Annotated in this window: 24 protein-coding genes; 17 read left to right on the top strand and 7 right to left on the bottom strand. The window is 40.3% G+C overall.

The features are described from left to right. Positions 1–13: 13 nt before the first annotated feature. Both istB and istA read right to left on the bottom strand, forming a co-directional pair. Complete coding sequence (istB, locus tag MHI37_RS27915) at positions 14–742, bottom strand: IS21-like element helper ATPase IstB (RefSeq protein WP_342556522.1); 729 nt, start codon at positions 740–742, stop codon at positions 14–16. After that, complete coding sequence (gene istA, locus MHI37_RS27910; RefSeq protein ID WP_342556521.1) at positions 742–2229, bottom strand: IS21 family transposase; 1488 nt, start codon at positions 2227–2229, stop codon at positions 742–744. Before istA ends, istB begins: the two co-directional genes overlap by 1 nt. A 227-nt stretch (positions 2230–2456) precedes the next feature. On the opposite strand from istA, the gene MHI37_RS27905 reads away from it, so the two are divergent. Then, on the top strand, positions 2457–3227 hold the full coding sequence (locus tag MHI37_RS27905; RefSeq protein ID WP_144023841.1) for an AAA family ATPase: 771 nt from the start codon (positions 2457–2459) through the stop codon (positions 3225–3227). Positions 3228–3239: 12 nt separating this feature from the next. Here MHI37_RS27905 and MHI37_RS27900 read toward each other — a convergent pair whose 3' ends face one another. Beyond that, positions 3240–3563, bottom strand: a complete 324-nt coding sequence (locus tag MHI37_RS27900) for a hypothetical protein (RefSeq protein ID WP_076340178.1) — start codon at positions 3561–3563, stop codon at positions 3240–3242. Between the two features lie 350 nt (positions 3564–3913). Then, positions 3914–5266 carry an IS5/IS1182 family transposase gene (locus MHI37_RS27895; RefSeq protein ID WP_076340184.1) on the bottom strand — a complete coding sequence of 451 codons (1353 nt, stop codon included), beginning with the start codon at positions 5264–5266 and terminating at the stop codon, positions 3914–3916. A 781-nt stretch (positions 5267–6047) separates the two neighbouring features. Here MHI37_RS27895 and MHI37_RS27890 point away from each other — a divergent pair. The 13 genes from MHI37_RS27890 (at position 6048) to MHI37_RS27830 (ending at position 15907) form a co-directional block, all read left to right on the top strand. Beyond that, complete coding sequence (locus tag MHI37_RS27890; protein WP_076340164.1) at positions 6048–6494, top strand: MarR family winged helix-turn-helix transcriptional regulator; 447 nt, start codon at positions 6048–6050, stop codon at positions 6492–6494. A 64-nt stretch (positions 6495–6558) separates the two neighbouring features. After that, positions 6559–7974, top strand: coding sequence for an NAD(P)-binding domain-containing protein (locus MHI37_RS27885; RefSeq protein WP_083676610.1), 1416 nt, complete (start codon positions 6559–6561; stop codon positions 7972–7974). A gap of 71 nt (positions 7975–8045) precedes the next feature. Next, positions 8046–9086 carry an NAD(P)/FAD-dependent oxidoreductase gene (locus MHI37_RS27880; RefSeq protein WP_076340163.1) on the top strand — a complete coding sequence of 347 codons (1041 nt, stop codon included), beginning with the start codon at positions 8046–8048 and terminating at the stop codon, positions 9084–9086. A gap of 605 nt (positions 9087–9691) precedes the next feature. Further along, positions 9692–11143, top strand: a complete 1452-nt coding sequence (locus MHI37_RS27875) for an IS1182 family transposase (protein ID WP_342556520.1) — start codon at positions 9692–9694, stop codon at positions 11141–11143. Between the two features lie 220 nt (positions 11144–11363). Next, a complete protein-coding gene (locus tag MHI37_RS27870; protein WP_076336745.1) occupies positions 11364–11633 on the top strand; it encodes a hypothetical protein in 270 nt (89 codons plus the stop codon). 103 nt (positions 11634–11736) lie between these two features. Further along, positions 11737–12123, top strand: coding sequence for a hypothetical protein (locus MHI37_RS27865; RefSeq protein WP_076336744.1), 387 nt, complete (start codon positions 11737–11739; stop codon positions 12121–12123). A 42-nt stretch (positions 12124–12165) separates the two neighbouring features. Further along, on the top strand, positions 12166–12627 hold the full coding sequence (locus MHI37_RS27860; protein WP_076336743.1) for a hypothetical protein: 462 nt from the start codon (positions 12166–12168) through the stop codon (positions 12625–12627). 151 nt (positions 12628–12778) lie between these two features. After that, a complete protein-coding gene (locus MHI37_RS27855) occupies positions 12779–13111 on the top strand; it encodes a metalloregulator ArsR/SmtB family transcription factor (RefSeq protein WP_076336742.1) in 333 nt (110 codons plus the stop codon). Beyond that, positions 13108–14559, top strand: a complete 1452-nt coding sequence (locus MHI37_RS27850; protein ID WP_083676239.1) for an arsenic transporter — start codon at positions 13108–13110, stop codon at positions 14557–14559. Before MHI37_RS27855 ends, MHI37_RS27850 begins: the two co-directional genes overlap by 4 nt. Positions 14560–14562: 3 nt before the next feature. Next, entirely contained in the window at positions 14563–14988 is a 426-nt protein-coding gene (gene arsC, locus MHI37_RS27845; RefSeq protein WP_083676238.1) for an arsenate reductase (thioredoxin), read from the top strand. Between the two features lies 1 nt (position 14989). Next, positions 14990–15139, top strand: coding sequence for a VOC family protein (locus MHI37_RS27840; protein WP_256710510.1), 150 nt, complete (start codon positions 14990–14992; stop codon positions 15137–15139). A 38-nt stretch (positions 15140–15177) separates the two neighbouring features. Further along, the gene (locus MHI37_RS27835) at positions 15178–15480 is read left to right on the top strand and encodes a hypothetical protein (protein WP_342556566.1); all 303 of its coding nucleotides are present in this window, start codon (positions 15178–15180) and stop codon (positions 15478–15480) included. Continuing rightward, entirely contained in the window at positions 15464–15907 is a 444-nt protein-coding gene (locus MHI37_RS27830) for a dual specificity protein phosphatase family protein (protein ID WP_256710509.1), read from the top strand. Before MHI37_RS27835 ends, MHI37_RS27830 begins: the two co-directional genes overlap by 17 nt. Positions 15908–15971: 64 nt before the next feature. On the opposite strand, the gene MHI37_RS27825 is transcribed toward MHI37_RS27830, so the two are convergent. Next, a complete protein-coding gene (locus MHI37_RS27825; protein ID WP_076336740.1) occupies positions 15972–16364 on the bottom strand; it encodes a hypothetical protein in 393 nt (130 codons plus the stop codon). 50 nt (positions 16365–16414) lie between these two features. Next, entirely contained in the window at positions 16415–18280 is a 1866-nt protein-coding gene (locus MHI37_RS27820; RefSeq protein WP_083676237.1) for a TniQ family protein, read from the bottom strand. 50 nt (positions 18281–18330) lie between these two features. Between MHI37_RS27820 and MHI37_RS27815 the strand changes: the two genes are divergently transcribed. The 3 genes from MHI37_RS27815 to MHI37_RS27805 all read left to right on the top strand — a co-directional run bounded on the left by MHI37_RS27815 (position 18331) and on the right by MHI37_RS27805 (position 22512). Continuing rightward, positions 18331–19857, top strand: a complete 1527-nt coding sequence (locus MHI37_RS27815) for a TniQ family protein (RefSeq protein WP_076336738.1) — start codon at positions 18331–18333, stop codon at positions 19855–19857. 185 nt (positions 19858–20042) lie between these two features. Beyond that, positions 20043–20414, top strand: coding sequence for a metalloregulator ArsR/SmtB family transcription factor (locus tag MHI37_RS27810; protein WP_076336737.1), 372 nt, complete (start codon positions 20043–20045; stop codon positions 20412–20414). Beyond that, positions 20404–22512: a cation-translocating P-type ATPase gene (locus tag MHI37_RS27805; protein ID WP_076336736.1), complete on the top strand. Its 2109-nt coding sequence runs from the start codon at positions 20404–20406 to the stop codon at positions 22510–22512. Before MHI37_RS27810 ends, MHI37_RS27805 begins: the two co-directional genes overlap by 11 nt. A 43-nt stretch (positions 22513–22555) precedes the next feature. On the opposite strand, the gene MHI37_RS27800 is transcribed toward MHI37_RS27805, so the two are convergent. Continuing rightward, positions 22556–22819, bottom strand: coding sequence for a metal-sensitive transcriptional regulator (locus MHI37_RS27800; protein ID WP_076336735.1), 264 nt, complete (start codon positions 22817–22819; stop codon positions 22556–22558). Positions 22820–22840 lie beyond the last annotated feature (21 nt).

The following is a 22840-nucleotide window of genomic DNA, read 5'->3' as shown; positions in this document are numbered from 1 at the left end:
GCCAGTGAAATTGTCACTGCGGTATACGTTCCATCGCTTGCTTGAGCCGGAAGCTATCGCCCGTGTATGAAAGAATATGCGCGTGATGCACAAGGCGATCTACCAAAGCGGACGTCAGTTTCGTGTCTCCAAAAATCGATGTCCATTGACCGAACTCTAGATTGGATGTGACGATCACACTCTGCTGTTCGTAGCAATCGGCAATCACATTAAATAACAACTCTGAGCCCGTTTGGCTAAACGGAACATAGCCCACTTCATCCAAAATGATGAGATCCATCTTTTTCAGCTTCTCCCGAAAGCGGCTGAGCGTGCCCGCCGCAAACTTCTCTTGCAGCAATGACACTAAATCGGAAGCTCGAAAAAATTGAACGCCATATCCTCTCCTACATGCCTCTACGCCGAGCGCAGTTGCCATATGCGTCTTACCTGTCCCAACCGCCCCCATTAGTAGCAAATTTTCACGCTGCGTCAGCCACCTCATATCGAGCAACGTCTCAAGCGTACAACCGACGGGAAATGAAATGTGCTCTCGAACGTACCCCTCAAAGGTTTTTAAATGCGGGAATCCAGCCTGTTGCACGAGTTTCCCTAGCCGGGCTCGTCGTCGTCCTTCGCGCTCCGCCAGTAGCAATTGTTCGACAAACGCTTGCGTTTGCTCATCCTGTTGCTGCGTTACATAATCGACTACGTGGGCCAAACGAAGCTGCTTGCATAGGTCTGCCAGTTCCGGTTTCATCATCAGCTCACTCCCATTAGTCGATCATATTGCTGTAGCGTTACCGTTGCTTGGGCGCCTGGCGGAGAGAGCGTTTCGCTCCACGCTGCCGGTATGTCGCGGTTTGCTTGCACGAGTCCAAGTGCGGCCGTTAATTGCGTGACTGTAGCTTCGCTCGATGCTGTCGTCAGCACCTCGGCGATCTGCGCGATCGAGTAGACGCCGCACCAATGCGCTAGCGCTTGCAACCGCTCCTTACGTGAGGTAAGGTCAGCAACACTGGCATAAACCTGTACCACCTCCGGCAGCATCCGAATGAACTGCGAATGGCTCACGCTGCGCGGCTTTCGGAGCAGGTTAGCGAAGACTTGTGCCCACGGCACCTCGGCTGTTCTGCCGGTATATGGACGCGGCACCTCCCTCACCCGTTCATGCTCTGTCGTCAAGATCGTGAGTCGGTCCCAGAAAGTCTGGATCAGAACTTCGCTACCTGGCGAAACGAGACCAACTAGCGGGATGGTGGCGCCTTCAAATCGAATCTCGCCGTACTTGTTTACGACCGCTGCGCCAAGTCGGAACGGTTCGTAGGTTTCTTCTGGCAATGTCAGCAGTTGTACGCGGTCAGCCTCCCATAGTTCGGCGATGCGGACACCCTTGGCATAGTGCAATCGCTCGCGGTCCTGCCGGGCTTTCTCGGCGAAATACGCGGCCAATTGCTCATGGTCTTCGTAAAGTGGAATGGGTACCGCCCAGTTGCGCTTGGCGTAGCCGCACTTGCTCTCCACATGCCCTTTCTCGTGACCGCTATACGGATTACAAAATACAGCCTCTATCCGGTAGTGCGCGCAAAAGCGTTGGAAGCCCTCTGTGAGCTGACGCTCACCATGCTTTTCAATGTGGACGACAGCGGCCGAAAGATTGTCGAACCAAATGCGCCGCGGAACGCCGCCCATCTGCTGAAAACATTGCTTCATCCCTTCAAGGAAGCATTCCTGGTTCTCCGCCGGTGTTGGGTAGACGAACGCCGTGTTGCTGGATGGAAAGGAGACAACGAGGAGCTTGTAGGTCACGAGTTGCTGATCGCGACTGACTTGCATTGTAGTAAAGTCCACTTGTGCTTCTCCTGGTGGATGTTCAAGTCGCTCGTATGTCTTCGCACGCTCTAACTGCATTCTGCTCTTCTGCAGTTGGACGTAAGAGAGGACCGTCCGTTGACCGCCAGTAAACGCATACTCTGCTTGCAGGCGTTGAAAGATTCGGACGCCGGTGTGCCTTTGTTTGCGCGGGAGCAATTGATCCTCTTCCAGCCAAGCATCCACAATCTCCATGTACGGCCCCATCACTGGGCTGCTGCTCTTGCGTTTACCAAGTCTTTTGTTCCAATCACTCTGATCCGCATATCGCTTGGCTGTTCTCCAATGAACACCCACCTGCCTAGCGATATCGCTCACCGATAGTCCTTCTGCTTCACGTAGAAATTTGATATACTCTTGTTGAGGCATTTTCAGCATTCCTTCCAGTCTCCTTCGTCAGTTCTCGCAAACCTAACGATAGGAGGATAATAGGGTGCTGGCAAGTGTCTTTTTTCTTTGCCGTTACTTGAGCATTTTTACGCTGCAACACTCGGCACTTTTAGTATGCAATAAACATTCAGAGTGCTCAATCTAGAATTAGTGAGTATATAAAACGTCTCCAAACAATAAATACGATTCAACAAGCTGAATATGACGAGTTGTTCGTGCTATTATCAAAAATACCTCATGAATATGAAGCAGTTGTAGACCCCATCAGTGAAATTTTAACATCATTTGAAAATGTAGAAGCTAAAATAGAGATGGAAATAAGGTTGTTGTCAAGAGCATCTGAATTAAAGCGCACACTTCAATTTAACGAGAAAGTGTCAAGTGATATTGTTAAATTTGAAGAAGAGAAAGAGAAAATAAAACAGCAATTACAGCACTGTAGACGGGTTTTAGAATCTACAAATTTGTTTACCGACCAAATCGGTGGAGCTTTGGGTACGCAAGCAAAAGATTTTTTAAACACCTCAGAATCTCTTATTCAAAAATATTATAGGTACTTAAACCCGTTACCTTCGAACAATGTTATTAAATTTGAAGGCGAAAATGGGGAATTAAATATTTTAATACCATTGCAAAACGAATCGATGTTCTCAAATGTTAAGCATACACTCAGCTCAGGACAATTAAACGTTTTAGCTATTGCTATTTTTCTTGCTATAAATGAATCTCAACAATTAAGTAAACTTGATTTTGTCGCTATTGATGATCCCATTCAAAACATGGATGATGTCAACAGATTTGCCATTTGCGATGTGTTAGGGAAATTGAGTAAGCAGTTAATACTTTCTACGCACGATATGGATTTTGTAAAACTTTTCATCAAGAAAAATGAGCACATAAAATCGGACATTCAACTTTATATCTTGGAGAGCCCACAATTGAAAAGTGGGAAGATAAAAAGAATGGATTTCGTAAATGAAGCTTAGGTTAAAAAGGATTTATGATTCAATATCAAATACTTTAAGTGCAGCTCTGCATATGGATTCTGCGAACGTCGGAGCAATAGAAAAGTTTTTGTTGGCATTAATGATGGTACGGTATCTAGTAGGAAACATTTTGGTTACTTGATATGTATCAAATTGTTTTAATAGCATCAGTGCGCATGTGTCATCAGTGGAGAAGGAAAGCATGGTCATAGGACCCTGATCATCTTCGCTTACAGAAGGTTTATACCATTGATTATCTTTTTTGACCCAGCCAAGGATTTTCTCGGCAATAATTTCATTTCGCTCATTTTCTGTCATTTGATCCCAAAGTTTCATGAACTATTCACCGCCTGCAGTTAATGACTTATTAAATTTATATGCAATCACCATTCGATTCATTAATGGTAAATTAGGAATCAAGCTAAGGGCTTTTTGATTTTATTGAATATTACTTCAAGTTTACCAATGCAGTAAGGTACAGGCTTTCACTCAGTGCCCCCATTAGAAAAAAGATCAAGTCGCTCTGTAGACAGACCGTCATTACTAGGTCGACGATCGAATCGAAATACTAATAATACCTTTTTATTTTATATGTCCAATTTTTGATTTGCTAATCGAATCAATTTCATAATGCTTAGTTATAGAATCGTAGACTAACCGAATTTGAGCATTTTCGTTTTTTAAAATTATGCTGTTAGTTCTTGTAATTGGCGACTTAGACGATCGCATACTAACTTTGTGCAATTATAAACCAGCGTTACCAAGTTAAAATGTGCTTTCGCTTTTTGACCTGTTCGATGTCTCACATTGTTCAACTGGAAGAATTCCTTTAGGTAAGCATTCACTCTTTCGACTGCGGATCGTTTTTTAGCGATTTCTTTCCAAAGTTTCGAGCCTCGAGCCGGAGCTGTATACTTTCTAAGATCAATCGTGATCTTCATCTTGTAAACCTTCTGACAAAGTGAATCTTGCGCTAATGGACAGCTCTCACATTCTTTAGGTCGAACGTATTTGAGCGTTTCATATTTCGAGTCGTAGCTTTCATAACGATAAGAATGCTCTCTAACACAGGTTGGGGCGAAGTGTTCATCAAACCCGACAAGTTCGGGTTCCCGCCGACGGTTATAAGCAATAACGGCATGAGCCTTCGCTTCTCGAACTTGCTTATATATGGGCTCATAATCATAACCCGCATCCATGGCTGCATATTTGAAATGGGAATTTGGATACTGCAAAGCAACCCCTTTTAGGAGCGGAATCGCGGCTTTACCATCATTCAAGTTCCCAGAAGAGAGCATGGCTCCAAGGATATATTGACTCTTAGTTCCTACTGCAAGATGACCTTTATAGCCATACCAGAAGATATTTTTCCCATCACTATTCTTCTTGACTCCCCATTTCGGGTCAAGAGGCATTTGATCCCGAAGAAGATGGAATGGTTCATCCAGTTGTGCAGCGATTTCTTTTTCGAAGATTGACTTTTGTTCCTCTTCTTGTTGTTTTTGTTCCAGCCAAGCTTCACGATCAACTTTTGATTTTCGTCCACGCTTTTTCGGCTCTGTTTTTCTCTTTTCTTGCTTTGCAGGTGCTTGATCCCGAGCTTCGATATGGGTCGCATCTATGGCGACCGTATCATCTGTAATAAAACCTTCTACTGTGGCTTGCTTTAGCAACTGTTCTTGCATGTCTTCCAGCGCATGACCTTGGCTCATCTTGCGTACCAACCGAGAGTAGGAAGAGGCAGATGGAATGGGCTCAGAGAGCATGAACCCACAATCAAGACGGAATAAGATGTCATGTTGAAGTCGCTTGATTAAGTCTTTAATCGTAGGGATACGTTCCATGATCCTGACTATCAAGGAATAGACCATCGCCCTATAATTCACTTCGATGGGGGCCCCATAAAGAGATGTTTTCCTGACCAAACGCAAAATAGGCGTAATCTCAATGGTAGAAAAAATCTCCCTAAAACGATCTTTTTGTTCCATCTGATAAAGCTCTTGCAGGGTAAATAAGCTCTCATGTCGAATATACGGCATAGGGAGTTCCTCCTTTTCTCTTTGGTATGGTGTGGTAACTTTACCTATTCGAGATTTGGGGAGGTACTCCTTTTTCTATGCCTTAAGAAGCTAGTCGTAGCAAGGCTTTATATTTATGAAATTGATTCAATCAATTATATAAAACTAGTTGAATGGTTAATTAAATTTTCAATTAATAATAAGCCGACATGTATAAGATATGTTGGCTTATTGTTTGTTAAATATATCTTTTAGGATTACAAAATATCAAGAGCAGGGTCAGATAATATATTAAACGTTAAATGAGCCATTACTGTTGATAAATAATCGAAGAAATAATATGCCGTATAATTAACCACTAAGAAGTATAGTGGAAACGATGTAAGCGTCGGTCCATGGTAGAGAGAAGGGTGAGAATGTAAAACTAAGCCATTCGAATATATACCACCTAAGTTGGTGGTATGTTTATTAATCCACCTCTTTTTTTATCATTATTTCTTCCTTTGTATTATGAATGAGCCATTTCAAATACAGGAACAAGCCCAAAAGGAGTGAATCGGACTAAGATTTCTTCATACATTGCAGGAATATCGAAACTTACCTGATTACTACCTGACTGAATAGTTTCATAACCGAAAAAGTGTGAGGCATAGGCATAACCGTAAGATATAACTAAATCAATAAGACCAATAAATATCGCTACGATCATCGCAATAATAATGTATTGTTGGGAAGAGCTAAACAACTAATTACTTGTAATTTACAAATGTTTGGAGTATAACTAAATCAAGAGGTGAAGTAATTGGAGAACCTAAGAGAGATTTTTCAAATCATGACTCGCCGTTTTGGGCTATTGGATAAAAACTGCTGCACCGCAGGGGGAGTGGATATTTCTTTAGTTCAAAGCCATATTATTTATGAGATAGACCGCAAACATAATCCGTCCATTCAACAGGTTGCGGATTCGCTATCGATAGACATCACAACGTTTAGCCGCCAGGTTCAAAGCCTTGTAAAGATGGGGGTGGTTAAAAAAACGCCGCTTCCGGAAGATCGACGGATTTACATCTTATCTTTAACCACTGAAGGTAAGTACATTTCAACGGTCATTGATGCACAGATGAATGACTACTTAAAAGAAGTCTTTTCACATATGTCAGAGTTTGAACGAGATATGGTTATAAACTCCATCAAACTGCTTAATGAAAGCATGGCAAAATCAAAAGTATGTTGTACACCACTGGGATAATTATTTATCCCTTTAAAAATCACTTATATTTGCAATTTGCAAATAATATTAGGAGGAAATAAACATGATAAAAAGTATTCCTGTTAACCAATATAGCTGCTGTGAGGTAGTGAAAGAAAAGAATACATTGCCTGTCGCCATTATTGGAGCTGGACCGGTGGGTCTTGCGGCAGCTGCACATCTTATCTCAAAAGGTGAGAAATTTCTACTCATTGAAGCAGGGAGCGAAGTCGGGGCTAATATTAAAAAATGGGGGCATGTAAAGCTATTTTCGCCGTGGGAGCACAACATCGATAAAACGGCAAGACAATTACTCCTTTCATCAGGATGGGTCGATCCTCAAAATAATGAAATTCCTACAGGTGAAGAACTGGTTGAACAATACTTAGTGCCTCTAGCTGAACTGTCCCTAATTAGCCCACATCTTCATTTGAATACAAAGGTGACGGCAATTAGTCGCAAAGGGTTAAGTAAAGTCAAAACAATCGGTCGTGATCAGCTGCCGTTTGCCGTTCATGTAACTCAAAATGGCAACCAACAAGTATTTGAAGCAAGAGCGGTTATCGATGCTACGGGGACGTGGTCGAATCCGAATCCTCTTCGCTCTGATGGTATTTTTTCGTTGGATGAAAAAGCTCTAGACAAACAAATTTATTACGGAATACCAGATGTATTAGGTAGGGATAAAGGTCGTTACAGTAGCAAACATGTCCTTGTTGTAGGGAGCGGACATTCCGCCATTAATACTCTGTTGGAGCTGGCTGAGCTTCAAAACGAAGCTAACGATACCAAGATTGTATGGGCAATCCGAAAACAAAACCTTGAAGATGTTTACGGTGGAAGGGACATGGATGGATTACCTGCTAGAGGGCAACTCGGCATTCGCATTCAAAAAGTGGTGGAGTCCGGCACTGTAAAAGTGATGACACCGTTTTTTATTGAGGAACTTAAAAAACGTGATGGTCAAATTCAAGTTACTGGAATGATCGGATCAGAAAAGACGGTTATCGATGGCATTGATGAAATCGTCGTTAATACCGGTTCTCGTCCTGATTTCTCATTTGTTCGGGAAGTGCGGGTCCTAATAGATCCAAGTTTAGAAAGCGTGTATGAGCTTGGACCATTAATTGATCCCAATGTGCATAGCTGCGGTACGGTCAGACCCCATGGTGAGAAGGAATTAAGGCAACCCGAAAAAGATTTCTACATTGTGGGAGCCAAAAGTTATGGCAGAGCACCGACCTTTTTAATGGCGACCGGGTATGAACAAGTCAGATCGATTGTAGCGGCTCTAGTGGGTGATATGGAGTCTGCGGGCAGAGTAGAACTGGAATTACCGGAGACTGGTGTTTGCGGTATTGGTGTCGGCGGCGGAGACAGTTGTTGCGAACCTACAACTAATCAAGAATCTACGGATACTTGTTGCGCAGCACCTTCTAAGACAGAAACGACGACGACGTCATCCTCTTGTTGCAATTAAATACTTTACTGCACCAGATAGCTATGGATTGTAGCTTTCTTATAACTACCGCCATTACGGAGGCTTATAAAATGACAAACATAATATATGATTCAATCGTTATTGGAGGAGGGCAGTCAGGTTTAGCTTCAGCCTATTACTTACAACAATCAAAACTTAACTTTATCATATTGGAGAAAAGTCCGGAGCATTTAGGATCATGGGCTAACTATTATGATAGTTTAACATTATTTTCACCCGCAGCGTATTCTTCACTGCCAGGATATAAATTTCCAGGTGGATCAAATTATTATCCACGCAGAGATGAAGTGGTTCAGTATTTAAAATCTTACGCGGCGAAATTTAATTTCCCGATCCGCTACGGTCAAGAGGTCATAGCGATACAAAAAGAAAGAGGGATTTATACTATTCGGACGGCTAATGCCGAAGAGTTTTATGCCCGTTCCATTATTTGTGCTAGTGGGGCTTTTATCAAACCCAATATCCCTCACATTCCAGGGATGAAAGATTACCAAGGTAGACTGCTGCATTCAAAAGGCTATCGAAATGATGTGGAGTTCAAAAATCAGCGCATGATTGTGGTTGGGGGAGGGAATTCAGCTGTCCAAATCGCTGTTGAACTTGCCAAAACAGCAAATGTTACAATTGCTACAAGAAGTCCACTCAAATTTATTCCCCAAATCATTGGTGGGAAGGATATTCATTTCTGGTTAACCATTACGAGGTTAGATAAATCATCGTGGGGTAAACGCTTGTTACAGAAAAGAAGCGATGGCGTCATAGACAATGGGGTTTATAAAGACGCCATTGGTCAAAATAAACCGAACTCTAAATCTATGTTCAAAGCATTTACGAAAAATGGGGTTGTATGGATAGACGATACGATTGAAAGTGTTGACGCCGTTTTATTTGCGACCGGTTATGTTCCGAATTACGAATATCTCTCTGAACTAAACGTGCTTGATGAAGCAGGGGCTCCTTTAGAGACTACTTCTGAGCGTATCTATTTTGTAGGGATACCATTTCAATCGTCATTTGCTTCGGCTACGATTCGAGGTTCGGGTAACGATGCAAAAAGGGTTGTTCGAGAAATCGTGAAAAAAGGCAATTAATTTTTAGTTTGAAATATTTTCACTCTTAATAGCTGTCTTTTCCGTTGATATGCTGTTTTGACATAGAACTTTCAGTGCTTGTATGCTTATTGTTGTCGGCGGCAATTCTAACGAAAGGTTATAGACATTGGAAAAGAATATCTCCATCCCAGAGAACGAATATCACAGGATTCTTCAGACTATTGATTCATATTGTACTTCAAGCTGTTCTTTATATCCAAATGTTTGCCTGGAGTTTAAGTGTCCTTTATACTGTGCGGAGGATTCTTTGTTGAAATATGGGGTCCCCCCTATAATCGAATCGAAATGTTGGCATCTAATTAATCAGTACGACCGAATGAGAACTTATTTGCTTTATGTAACTGCTCCTGAAGCCGAAAAAATCGCTGACAGCATGGAACACGTTTATGAACTTTATTGTTTCGAATCTTATGAACAAGCTTTAGAATTTCGAATATCATTATAATCAATTAAAGCCTTGGAGATTTCCCCGAGGCCACTGAAAAAGTCCTTTAATTAAAAACAAGGTACTCTTCCGCAGAGATGCGGAAGAGTACCCTGTTTTCTTGTATAATAGAGGTAACAATAAACAGGCGGTGACCCGGATGATTTCAAATCAACAAAGCTTAAACCTTAGTCCTTATATGGGCATATACGATATCGTTGTCCCTAAAGATAATATGCTTCGAGAGATTAATGACCTTGTGGATTTCTCTTTTATCCATGAAGAGTTAGAAGTGAATTATTGTTTGGACAATGGTCGAAATGCTGTTCCCCCTATTCGGATGTTTAAATATTTGTTATTGAAATCCATCTTCGATTTATCGGACGTAGATGTGGTTGAACGCTCAAAATACGACATGTCTTTTAAATATTTCTTAGATATGGCGCCAGAAGACGCGGTTATCAATCCCAGTTCATTAACGAAGTTTCGCAAGCTTCGCTTGAAAGATATCCATCTGCTCGATATGCTTATCCAAAAAACAGTAGAAATCGCCTTGGAAAAAGAACTCATTAAAAGCAAATCAATCATCGTAGATGCGACACATACAAAAGCAAGATATAATCAGCAATCGCCGAAGGAATTCTTAATCGAGAAATCAAAATTACTTCGCAAAGCTGTCTACCAGATCGACGAATCAATGAAAGAGAAATTTCCATCGAAAACAACAACCAACGAATTAACAGATGAATTGGCGTATTGTCAAAAAGTGATTGCGGTTGTTGAAAAGGAAGAAGCCATCAGCCAATATCCAAAAGTTCAGGAAAAGCTGAACTACTTGAAAGAGATAGTAGCGGATCATCATGAGCAATTGCAACTCTCAAACGACACGGATGCTCGTGTGGGACACAAGTCAGCCGATTCTTCCTTCTTTGGTTACAAAACACATATTGCCATGAATGAAGAGCGAATCATCACTGCCGCTATCGTGACAACGGGAGAAAAGAATGATGGAAAGCAATTGCAAACCTTGATTGAGAAGAGTATAGAAACAGGTATGGAGATTGACACCGTTATTGGGGATACCGCTTATTCAGAAAAGGATAATATCCAGTACGCCAATGAAAACGAACTTAAATTGGTATCCAAATTAAATCCAATGATTTCAGATGGCGCTCGTCGTAAAGAGGACGAATTTGATTTCAATAAAGATGCAGGCATGTACGTGTGCAAAGCTGGACATATGGCCATCCGCAAGGCAAGAACTGGAACAAAGAATGTAGCGAAAAACCAAGTCAACACCTTTTATTTTGATATAAACAAATGTCAGCAATGTCCTTTCAAAGATGGCTGCTATAAAGAAGGAGCAAAGACAAAGACGTACTCGGTTAGCATTAAATCAGCAGAACATAGCGGACAAAAGGAATTTCAAGATAGTGAGTACTTCAAAGAGAAGGCAAAAGAACGCTATAAAATTGAAGCGAAGAATAGCGAACTAAAGCACCGACACGGGTATGATGTAGCCGATGCCTCGGGTTTATTAGGAATGGAGATGCAAGGTGCCGTGGCGATATTCACGGTCAATGTGAAGCGGATATTGAAACTAATGAAGTAGAATAGGGCAGAAAATGCATAAAACAAGGCTAATTCTCATTCAATCTCGAATGGAATTAGCCTTTGTTTTGTGCAGAGACATGCTTGTGCATTTAAAAACGACAGATTTTCAGTGGCCTCATTTCCCCAAGGCTATTTTTATTTCGTGGTCAAAACTCCTAAATAATCTCCACTTTTCAATTTCCCATTCCACACAATGAGTAAATCCCTGTAAGAACACCGTGAATACGCTTACGGGCTACGAGCAAATAAGATCCATTGTTGCAGCTCTGGTTGGTGATATGGACTCGGCAAAGTGGAACTTGAACTGCCAGAGGCAGGCGTATGCGGTATTGGTGTTGCCGGCGGGGATAGCTGCTGCAGCAGAGTTCAAGTGGAGAAACCATCTAATCCAAGTTGCTCCTCTATCAAAATGGAATCAGCGACTTCAAATTCATGTTGTAGTTAAAGTTGGAATCAAGGCTACTGTGCACGCAAGCCAAGCGCAGTAGCCTTTTTACTTTTGCGTTTTCACAAGGTCTGACATTGCAGGAGAAAAGAAAAGGGAGTCGATTAAAAATAGCATAATGTTAAAAAGGAATGGGGGGATACAATTTGGAAGAAGATTTGAATAAGGTACTTCAACTTTCTTATGAAGGCTTTCCAAAAGGGGGAGAAATTATCTTGGAAGTGTCCGTTAAATATGAGACTAACAATAATGACTTTCCGGTTTGTTGTTACGCCATTAATATTTATTTCAATCAGATATTATCGCAAAGATTTATTTTAAAGAGAGTATCCGATGGTGGCATTGTAAGCGAGGAATCAATTCGAAGAAGACAAACAAATGTTAATTTTTTAATTTCACTGGCACAATATTTTTCCGCCGTTTTACAAGAAGATGCTCGCTTCTATAAAAATAAATTAATAAAGAGAATATACTGTGCGCACAAATTTCTTGACTTGAATATTCCCGAAGAATACGAAATAATGACTCTATAACTGATTTATTATTCGGTTGTTGGAGGAGAATCGATCGCTATCATGGGAATGCTCAGTACAATTGATTACAGTATCTTTAAAGCATACAACGAAGAACTATCGAAAATAATGAAGCACACGATTGAATACGATACAAGCGAACAAAAAGATGAGTTGCTAGTTACTTATCGAAGTTCTGTATTCAATAAGTCGCAAAGTAATTTGTTGTTTAAGATTGTTATCTTTGACAAAGCAAATTCATTTGTGGATCAACATACGTTAATGTTGATTACGGGTCCGACATTAAAAATACAAGACATCATTATCAATCCTCAACAACAAGGTTTTGGAACACAAGTTATCGAGGAATTCAAAAGGTATTTCTCTAATTTGAGAGTACCTAGAGTTATTTTGAAAAGTGAAGACACCGAGGTAGCTTCTTTTTGGGAGAAGCAGGGCTTCATTTATGAGATAGATAATCATGCTGTGAGTCCATATTCGCCAAGAATGCACTATGACTTTTAATATGGAAATAAAAAAAGGTAGCCTAAATTGGGTTGCCTTTTATGTTTACAATCCTTTAATATATTCGTCATTGATTATATAAGTAATTCATTATATAGTTATGTCATTGCATGATTGAATACAACAAGACAAATTACAGGAGGTGCTACATATGGAACGAAAGATACAGGAGATGGCAGAGGCTTATAAATTATTAGCCGATAAAACGCGGCTGACAATTGTAGCACTGCTTAAAGAACAAGAACTTTGTGTCTGCGACATCACCGACATTATTGGCATGTCACAGCCCAATGCCAGCCAGCATCTGCGAAAACTAAAGTCAGCTGGTCTTCTTAATGAAAGGAAAAAAGGGCAGTGGGTATATTATTCGTTAAATCCTGCAGCTGAATCCTATGTACAGTGTATTTATGAACACTTGCCGACTATGAAAGACAAAGTAGCTTGTCTTAATAACGATTGCTGCAGTCCTCAGGAGGAAGTATGACAGTCATTGCCGTTTTCATCTTTTTACTTACGCTTACCTTTGTAATCTGGCAGCCGAAAGGGCTTAATATTGGTTGGTCGGCAGCTGCCGGAGCGGTTTTAGCGCTTGTGTTTGGCGTCGTAAGCTTTGCAGATGTTGGTACGGTTACGGGCATTGTATGGAATGCTACGCTTGCCTTTGTAGCCATTATCTTGATTTCTCTCATTTTAGATGAAATCGGCTTTTTTGAATGGGCAGCGCTGCACATGGCGAGGCTCGCTAGAGGCAATGGCAAACTTATGTTTGTGTATGTCGTTTTACTCGGAGCGGCAGTAGCGGCGTTCTTTGCTAATGACGGTGCCGCACTTATCTTAACGCCGATTGTGCTTGCCATGGTTAGGGCGCTCAAGTTTGATCAGAAAATGATTTTACCTTTCATTATGGCTAGTGGTTTTATCGCGGATACGACATCGCTTCCGCTTGTCGTCAGTAACCTTGTTAACATCGTTTCGGCTGATTATTTTGGTATTGGATTTATCGAGTATGCGAGCCGGATGATTATTCCAAACTTCTTTTCGCTGCTCGCGAGTCTTCTGGTCTTGTTTTTGTTCTTCGGCAAAAGCATCCCAAATAATTACGATGTAAAACAGCTTAAAAAGCCTGAAGAAGCCATTAAGGACAAGAAGATGTTTCAATTCTCGTGGGTAATCTTAGCCGTGTTACTTGTTGCATACCTTATCAGCCAGTTCATTCTTGTTCCGGTTTCCGTCATTGCAGGCGTCGTTGCGATCCTATTTATTATAGCTGCACGCCGCAGTCCAGCTATTCATACGTGGAAGCTAGTCAAGGAAGCACCATGGGCAGTTGTTATCTTCTCCATTGGTATGTATGTGGTTGTTTATGGACTTCGGAACGTGGGACTAACAGATGAACTGGGGAAAATCATTCAAGTCATCGCCGACCAAGGTTTATTCATCTCCACCATTGGTATGGGATTCCTTGCGGCGATATTGTCCTCGGTCATGAACAATATGCCAACCGTGATGATTGATGCACTTGCCATAAAAGGAACAGCAACGCAAGGCGTGATTCGAGAATCTTTGGTTTATGCCAATATCATCGGCAGTGATTTGGGTCCAAAAATCACGCCGATCGGCTCGCTGGCGACACTTTTGTGGCTGCATGTACTGTCACGTAAGGATGTGAAAATCACATGGGGCAATTATTTTAAAACGGGGATTATTCTTACGGTCCCAACGCTCTTTATCACATTGACGGGCTTGTATTTGTGGCTATATCTGATCCATTCAACAAGCGTAAATGTGTGGGTTTTAATTGCTGTTATTACAGCAATATTGGTCGTTATCGCTATGTTTGTAAAAGCTTTGATTAGCTCGAAAATAGGCAAAGTAAACAGTCCAGAAGAGATTGTGAAAGTTAGCCAAAATGACAATAAAGGAGATCGTTAAATCATGAACAACAAACCAATCGTTTACTTTTTATGTACGGGAAACTCCTGCAGAAGCCAAATTGCCGATGGATACTTAAAGGCACTTGGAAGTGATAAATATGAGGTGAGGAGTGCAGGTCTAGAAGCACACGGATTAAATCCTCGTGCTGTTCAAACGATGAAAGAAGCAGGCATCGATATCTCGAACCATACTTCGGATGTTATTGATCCTGAAATATTAAAACAAGCAGATTATATCATCACACTCTGCGGTCATGCCAACGATAACTGTCCGGTCGTACGTAACGACAAAGCGGAAAGATGGCATTGGGGCTTCGATGACCCAGCGAAGGCGACGGGTACGGAAGAAGAAATCACGGCTAAATTTACTGAAGTACGTGATTCGATAAGAAATCGTATTGAGCAATTTGTGAAAGAAGGCAAGTAAGATGATCAAACGGATGCATATTGCCGTAAATTGCACCGATCTTCAAAAGTCGCTTGATTTTTATAAGGCTTTCTTTGGTGCCGAACCTACAAAAGTAAAGGACAATTATGCAAAATTTGAGCTCGTTGATCCAGCCTTCATTTCTCGTTAAATGTAAGACCATTTGAGAGAAAAGGCGTACTCAACCATCTGGGTTTTCAAGTTAACAATACCGAAGAAGTTCTTGCTATAGGTGAGCGTCTACGCCAATCCGGTTTACTGTTAATTGATGAGATGAATACAACATGCTGCTACGCCGTACAAGATAAAGTTTGGGTATATGATGCGGATGGAACCGCGTGGGAGATTTTATATACAAGAGAAGATTCGGAATTTGAAAGTGCCGGTGAAGAAAGAGACCTGTCCTTATGTTGCTCGCCACCAAGCCAACCTGTTGCTGTTCAGTTCGGGTCGTTTAAAAAGGGGATAAAAATAATTGACGAATGTAAATAAGCAATACCACGCACTTATTGATGATAAAATCTTCATGGGCGGCGCTGCCGATGTAGAAGCAATGGTTATAAACGAAGGCATTGAAGTTGTTGTGGATCTACGAGAGGAAGCGACGGAGTGTGCATATCCAGCAGATCATGTGCGCTGGGTGAAAGTTCCGCTTGAAGACGATACGAAAGAAAATGAAGCAGATCTCTTTAAACGAGCCATTGACGAGGTGGTTGGAGCTTATAACGCTGGAAAAAAAGTTGCCTTTCACTGTGGCGGAGGCAAGGGCAGAACAGGGACCGTTGCTGCTGGTACATTGTTAGAGCTGGGTCTCGCCAATACAATCGAGGATGCTGAAACAAAGGCAAAAAACATCAGAAAAATTATCAATATTAAACCAGTACAAAAGGGATTGTTGCAAAAAATATACATGAATTAACACTTTTAAATAACAGTATTGAGCAGCGCAAATAATCCGGGACAATTGCGTCCCGGATTATTTGCTACATAGGTTCAATTCGAAGGATGAAATCTCGTTTAGTTGGAGTTTTCTTGTAAGTGTTATAGCCATGTTGTAGTTCTGCTGCATTTGTTAAGGAAATCCAATATGCTTCACAGTCATTCAAAAACTCCATGTCGTCAGAGCTAGAAGCTTCAAAAAGAGTAACAAACTTAAAATGTTCTTCCTTAAATTCGTTCCATTCTTTTTGCAACTTCTGGTTATGGTGTTTTCCAGCTCTTAGTAAACTCCAGTTTGTTGTTTTTCTTCTTTGTAAATCGCCAGAGCCAATAAAAACTTTTTTGTTTATGCAATTAACAATTGCAAATACACCAATCTTAGCTCTTCCTCTGCTAGGGAAGGCAATAACTTTGTTTATTGCTTTTTGACTAATCATAATCACCTCAATATAAGTATATAACCACATACTTATATATATGACAGGCTTTATATAATTAATTGGTCACTATTTAGAGAACAATTGTGTTGTTTTATTCGATCCCCAATATATGCCGTTATCTCTGGCGAATTTCGCCAAAGCACACTTCTTTGGATACCTAGGTACTGATATAGTGCTGTAGATGTAATGGTTCGGGTTGATTGCACTCCAAAGTAAATTTCCACTTTTTGAAGTATAATTATTTTTTTCTTGGCTAAACGATCTTGTCGTTGTTTCTTTTTCGCTTGTGCAATAAGTGGATTATACCCCTTTAAACGTAAGGTCTCCGGACAGGTATTAAGTATTTGTGAAACAGTAGTTGTTGTAATCGTCTGATCTTTATTGAGCATTTCTCGAAGTGTATTTCTGATAATACCGAATCTTTCATTGCTAACCTCGGGCTTTTGCCGCCGACGTGTTAATCTTTCAGTGATTTTAATAATTTGAGGGTGATATCGGTACGCAAAAAAATGAGAACTGCAGTTCCAGCAATCCCACATTTGAATATTTTTGATTTTATAGCCTTGTGCCAGTGCATTTGTGAAGTCATCAAAAAGTTCTTTTTCAATAAAGACTGGCTTCAGGATAGCTTGGAATAAACCATAATGATGAAAATAAGCTAGCAGCCTGCGGACAACGTCTTCTGATTTTTTTATAAGCCTTGAAACGTTCTTAATACTGTAATTGCCCAATCCTATTGTTGAAAGCAGATTGTACCCCTCGATAAAATTAGTGCGCTCAACCAGTATTCCATCGGTATTCAATGCATAATTACAGCTACAAGAGGGACAAAACATATAATAATATAGTGGCTTATCCTCGGTTCCTTTGTAATAATTGGTTTGCTTTTTTTGTAAGGAACCTATTTTGTTATAAAGTTTGCACCATGGCGCCTGACATGTGAAACGGACTACTTTCTTACCAACTTGTTTCTCCAATAAAGAATCCTTGAAACTGTCTGGGACAACTAGGTGCAAAAATGAATCCATTGAAACACCGTATTGAAAGAGCGTTTTACATATATAGGATAAGTGAAGTGTTCGTTTTTGCGACAACGACGAACGGGCATGTTGTAGTAACGTAGCTAGAAGATGGGGATTGCCTATAGGAACAACAAATTTCTCTCGCTCGAATACAGGACTAGATTTACCAATCACATAAAGTAGGCGAATTGTAATTTCTTGTGGATCAATATTACCTTTCTCTTTCAGAAGCGTTTGCCACGTCACACTGTACCATTGTGATTTAATTAATTCATTATTTTCTGCTTGCGAGGTGACAGTGGCTGATAAATAGGCATGACAATAAGGACACTGGCTAGGTGCGCTTACGTCATGCAAAACTATGGTTTTATTACATACTCCACAGTAATTCACCAGGTTGCATTTGTGAGTGTTACAAGCAGTAATGTCCGATATTCTCCAGTGCAATCGCTGATATTCTTCATCTCTTAGACAGTGGGGGCAATATCTATACTCCGAAGAAATCAAGCCACTAAGGAAGCGGGAGCGTTGCAAATCATTTTTAAACTGAAAAATTTTAAGGACAGGCAATAATGTTGTGTTCATTAGGATATCAGGCTTACATAATAGAAGCTCACATAATTTATCTACATTAATATGGCTCTGAGGGAAGATATCCAACTTAGGAAGATCGCTCACTTGGGCTTGACTATGATTTATCAAGCATGAGTGGATAATGCTCAACCTAGTAACGCCATTTTTATTTTTTACTCGCTCGAGATATCCAGAAAACGATTCATCTGGAAATGGTTTTAAACGTATTGTCAGTCGTTCGATTGCTAATCCTCCCTTTCTTATTATTAGTATGAACAAGAAACTACAACTTTTTGGTGCTGCGCCTAAATTGTACAAAAAATGTACAGACTGCTACTATGTGTAGGTTGTGATTAGGAGGCAGATCGATGGAGGGAAAATTGGGTATTCGTCCAGCCCATATTCAAGGTGAGTGTCTTTCGAGTTATCTAATGAGGATTTCGAAGGCAAATAATATGAATGTGAATGTGTTTTTTCGTGCATTAAGGAGGGAGGGGGTATCAAAATCAAGGGGCGGAAATCAATATTTGCTTGATCTATACCCTAATAGTATTACTAACGTAAAGCAAATGGGGAAATGGATTGGTCAATCTGAATCGTACATAGAAAGGATGACATTCCAGCCTCTCATAAGAAAATTATACTCTGATGTAGAGCTTTTAAACTTTAGTGGCGTTCGAAGCAGAATTTCTAAATACATAATAAAAGACTGCCGTCGTTATTGCCCTGACTGTTTGAAGGATGGAAGCGGTTATCAACTATTATGGCAAATAGCTGAAATTGATCTATGCGAAATTCATCTAACAAAATTATTATCAGATTGTCCCATTTGTTTTAAATCGCAGCCTTATTTTTCGGAACAAACCGGATTATTACTTTGTGATAATAAATTACATGATTTACATAATCAAAAATCGACTTGCATTTCAACTGAGGATATTATGGAACAAAAAAGAAAATATGAAGAATGGCGATATTTACTGGATCCTGATACAGAGATCTTTCCAGAAATAAAGGGAGTAAACAAGGAAGTAGGTAAGGCAGTCATATTAATGTATATCTCCCAGAGTGAAGCCAACAATAACTTCTCAAATAAACAATCAATCTTAACAAAATTAGCTGTTTCCAAATTTAAAAAAATGATATGTCAAGGCGGAAGTAGTGAGCGAATTGGTTTTGAACGTACATTTGAAATCATAAGAAAGGCAAAGGTTGATATACGAACATTATCATCACTTTCAATAACCGATGGCTTCATAGCGTCTGTTTGTGAAAAACAAAATAAATACACACCAATCGTTAAGAAAGCTTATGATAAAATGCAGATCGAAACACTTATTCAAGAAGCAATAGATCACTTTCTGATTTATGATTTGGATATTACAATAACCTCGATATCTTCTTATATTAATGTATCCAAAAGTACAATCTCTGTGTTCGGTTTTACAAATGACATTGTTAAGGCGACCAAACAACAAAAAAACGATCGTAAAGAAGAGGGAGAAATTCGTTTACGGAAATTAACGATTGAATACTTGGATAAATTAAATAAGGAAGGTAAGCCTGTCATTGCGAAAGAAGTTTTAAAAATTATTGGACTTTCTTTTACATCCGTAAAGGAACGATATCCGGAATTATGGAAATGGATATTGGAGCAAGCGAAAAGCGATAAAGAAAAACGAAGAGCTCAAAAGATTGAAACCTATAAAAAGCTAGTGCATTACGCTGCATTGGAATTATTAGAAGAGAAATCAAAATTAAGGACAACAGACATTATTTCTTGCATTGGAGAAAGCTACACCAACCTTAAAATTTGCTATCCAGAAATAATTGACTACATTAAGGAAACTAAAGCGAATGTTCATAAGCTGATAACGCAATTGGAACAAAAATGAAAGTCCGTAATGGCAGTAATCTTGCCGTCACGGACTTTTTTTACATTAGTTATTTACTGGACGATGGATGATCAGTATTGATATTAGAAATAATAATCAAATAGTCGTTTGATTATTGAATCAGGTTGCTAATTGTGATATGTTAAGAATAATCAAATCATTGTTTGATTATTGGAGGCGATTGTATGAGGGAGAAAGATTGTTGTGAAATATTCTGTTTTGATGAACCTAAAGTTAAAAGAGTGCAGGCTTCTCTTGAATCACAGGACATTCAAAGCATGGTAAATATGTTCAAAGTATTAGCGGACGGAACACGAATGAAAATTGCTTTTGCTCTTTGTGAGGAAGATGAACTTTGTGTATGTGATGTTGCAAACATAATCGATTCGACAATGGCAACAGCCTCACACCATTTGCGAACACTTAAACAACTCGGTCTGGCAAAAAACCGTAAAGAGGGTAAATTGGTGTTCTACTCCTTAGAAGACGACCATGTGCGTCAATTGGTGCGTATAGCCTCTAATCACAGTCAGGAGTTGATTTTAAGTGGCAAATGATGTTCAGAATGAGTACCGCATCAAGGGTTTGACATGCGTTAATTGTACCCGTGAGCTTGAAGAACAAATTCAAAAGCTGGAGAACGGATCTGACGCTAAATTAAGCTACAATACCGGGAAATTATCAGTTAATCCAGAGATCTCTTTAGTCGATGTAAAAAACGTTTTAAAAAGCGATGGAGCTTACATTGAAGAAGATATTGAACAGCATAAACAAGATGCATCAGATGAGCACTCTCAAGATAACTCTAGTCAGTCGAATGCAAAGCGTCTTTTAATCCTTGCAGCTGTAGTGTTTGGAATTACTGTGCTAATAGAGGGAGTTGTTCCAAATATCGTTGCTATATTGTTATTCCTGTTTTCGATGGCGATCAGTGGATACCCAACGTTCGTTAAAGGAATTAAGAACCTATTTCGCTTCAAATTCAATATCGATACTCTGATGACCATTGCATTAATTGGTGCAATAGGGATAGGCGAGTGGAAAGAAGCGACGTTAGTAGCTTTATTATTTGGGCTAAATGAACTCTTAGAAGGACTTGGTATGGAGAAAGCACGTAAATCCATGGAAACCTTGCTTCAAGTAGCGCCAAAAGAAGCCACGGTATTATCAGATGGTTCCGAGCGGATTGTTCCAATTGGAAAACTGCAAATCGGGGATATCGTTCTTGTTCGTTCCGGTGAAAAAATCCCATCTGATGGAGTCGTAGTTGAAGGAAAAAGTTCGGTAAACGAAGCAGCCATAACAGGTGAGTCTTTGCCGGTTGAAAAAAGCACGAATGAGCCGGTATATGGAGGCAGTATTAACAACGAAGGTGTCCTTAAAATTAAAATTGAAAAGGCATATCAAGATTCTTCGCTTGCAAAAATATTGCATCTTGTAGAAGAGGCGCAGGAAACAAAAACACCAACCGAATTATTCATAAATCGGTTTTCGAAATACTACACGCCAGCTATTATCGTTGTAAGTGTTCTTGTCATGTTTATCCCTACACTTTTTTTTAACGGGGATTGGAGTACATGGCTGTATCAAGGTCTAGCCGTTCTTATTGTCGGTTGTCCATGTGCGTTAATCTTATCTTCTCCAATAGCCATTGTAGCCGGAATAACACGCAACGCTAGAAACGGTATTTTAGTAAAAGGTGGCGTGTTTTTAGAACAGCTTGGAAAGATAGACACGCTCGCATTCGATAAAACGGGTACGCTAACAAAGGGTGAACCTTATGTAGAAGTGATCAAAAGTTACGAAGAAAAGGCTTTTTACCAAGTAGCCTATGCGGTTGAAAAATCGTCGTCTCATCCGCTCGCTAAAGCAGTTATGAAACATCTTAATGAAAAAGGAGTCACTGCTGCCGATCCCTATGAAATCGAGACCGTATCCGGTCGAGGGATTGTCGCTAAAATAAATGGGCAGCATTATTATCTGGGTAACGAGAAGAGCATGGAGCATGTACAAATTCCGGATGAAGTGCGTCAGGATATTAATGTCTTGAAAGAACAAGGGCTGACTTTAGTTCTGGTTGCAAGCCAAACTGAAGTATTGGGCATGTTCGGTATTGCTGATGAAATTCGCGAAGAAAGCAAAGCAGTCATTCGGTCCCTACATGAAATCGGTATTAAGCATACCGTAATGCTCACTGGTGACCATCAAAAAACAGCTGAGAAAGTTGCTAAACTTGTAGGTGTAACCGAATATTTCGGGAACCTCTTACCCGAAGATAAAGTGGCTAAGGTGAAGGAACTTGTGTTGCATGGTAAGGTAGCCATGATTGGAGACGGCATAAACGATGCTCCTGCCTTGGCATCAGCCGACCTTGGAATAGCCATGGGTAAAGGGACAGATAGCGCTATTGAAACAGCGGATGTCGTGTTAATGCAGGATCATTTAGGGAAGCTGCCTGAAGCAATTTCGATTGCAAAACGCGTAAACACCATTATTAAATTTAATATCATATTCGCTCTTGGTTTGAAACTGATCGCCCTTCTGCTTACGATTCCCGGTTGGCTAACACTTTGGATAGCAATCCTGTCGGACATGGGAGCAACAATATTTGTAACTCTTGTCAGCTTAACAGTGCTGATACAAAAGAAAAAATGAAACTAAAAAACCGAACCATGTAAACGCATGGTCCGGTTTTTCTTTATTTGCTTTTTATCAAAAGCTCAATTGCTTCAGCGACTACTTTACTTGTGTCATTGCCAGCTTCTCTTTCTTCGAGAATACACTGTTCAAGGTTTTTGGCAACGATGTATGCGATAGCTTTATCGGCTGCACTTCGAATGGCTGAAATTTGAGTAACCACTTCTTTGCAGTGCTTTTCCTCTTCCATCATATTAAGAACGCCACGAACTTGACCTTCAAGTCTCTTTATGCGCTTTTTTATATCGTCATCATAATGTATCATAGGTTACCCTCCCTATACCCA

This window comes from Paenibacillus sp. FSL H8-0548 (genome assembly GCF_038630985.1).
Classification (GTDB): domain Bacteria; phylum Bacillota; class Bacilli; order Paenibacillales; family Paenibacillaceae; genus Pristimantibacillus.
Note: the sequence above shows the minus strand (reverse complement) of the source record. Positions and strands in the feature narration are given on the sequence as shown.

Bases quoted from the DNA above. Each gene is read 5' to 3' on its own strand.
- istA (WP_342556521.1), bottom strand. From the start codon at position 2,229: ATGCTGAAAATGCCTCAACAAGAGTATATCAAATTTCTACGTGAAGCA.
- MHI37_RS27895 (WP_076340184.1), bottom strand. From the start codon at position 5,266: ATGCCGTATATTCGACATGAGAGCTTATTTACCCTGCAAGAGCTTTAT.
- arsC (WP_083676238.1), top strand. From the start codon at position 14,563: ATGAACAACAAACCAATCGTTTACTTTTTATGTACGGGAAACTCCTGC.
- MHI37_RS27885 (WP_083676610.1), top strand. From the start codon at position 6,559: ATGATAAAAAGTATTCCTGTTAACCAATATAGCTGCTGTGAGGTAGTG.
- MHI37_RS27900 (WP_076340178.1), bottom strand. From the start codon at position 3,563: ATGAAACTTTGGGATCAAATGACAGAAAATGAGCGAAATGAAATTATT.
- MHI37_RS27840 (WP_256710510.1), top strand. From the start codon at position 14,990: ATGATCAAACGGATGCATATTGCCGTAAATTGCACCGATCTTCAAAAG.
- istB (WP_342556522.1), bottom strand. From the start codon at position 742: ATGATGAAACCGGAACTGGCAGACCTATGCAAGCAGCTTCGTTTGGCC.
- MHI37_RS27850 (WP_083676239.1), top strand. From the start codon at position 13,108: ATGACAGTCATTGCCGTTTTCATCTTTTTACTTACGCTTACCTTTGTA.
- MHI37_RS27800 (WP_076336735.1), bottom strand. From the start codon at position 22,819: ATGATACATTATGATGACGATATAAAAAAGCGCATAAAGAGACTTGAA.
- MHI37_RS27825 (WP_076336740.1), bottom strand. From the start codon at position 16,364: ATGATTAGTCAAAAAGCAATAAACAAAGTTATTGCCTTCCCTAGCAGA.
- MHI37_RS27880 (WP_076340163.1), top strand. From the start codon at position 8,046: ATGACAAACATAATATATGATTCAATCGTTATTGGAGGAGGGCAGTCA.
- MHI37_RS27815 (WP_076336738.1), top strand. From the start codon at position 18,331: ATGGAGGGAAAATTGGGTATTCGTCCAGCCCATATTCAAGGTGAGTGT.
- MHI37_RS27860 (WP_076336743.1), top strand. From the start codon at position 12,166: ATGGGAATGCTCAGTACAATTGATTACAGTATCTTTAAAGCATACAAC.
- MHI37_RS27810 (WP_076336737.1), top strand. From the start codon at position 20,043: ATGAGGGAGAAAGATTGTTGTGAAATATTCTGTTTTGATGAACCTAAA.
- MHI37_RS27855 (WP_076336742.1), top strand. From the start codon at position 12,779: ATGGAACGAAAGATACAGGAGATGGCAGAGGCTTATAAATTATTAGCC.
- MHI37_RS27875 (WP_342556520.1), top strand. From the start codon at position 9,692: ATGATTTCAAATCAACAAAGCTTAAACCTTAGTCCTTATATGGGCATA.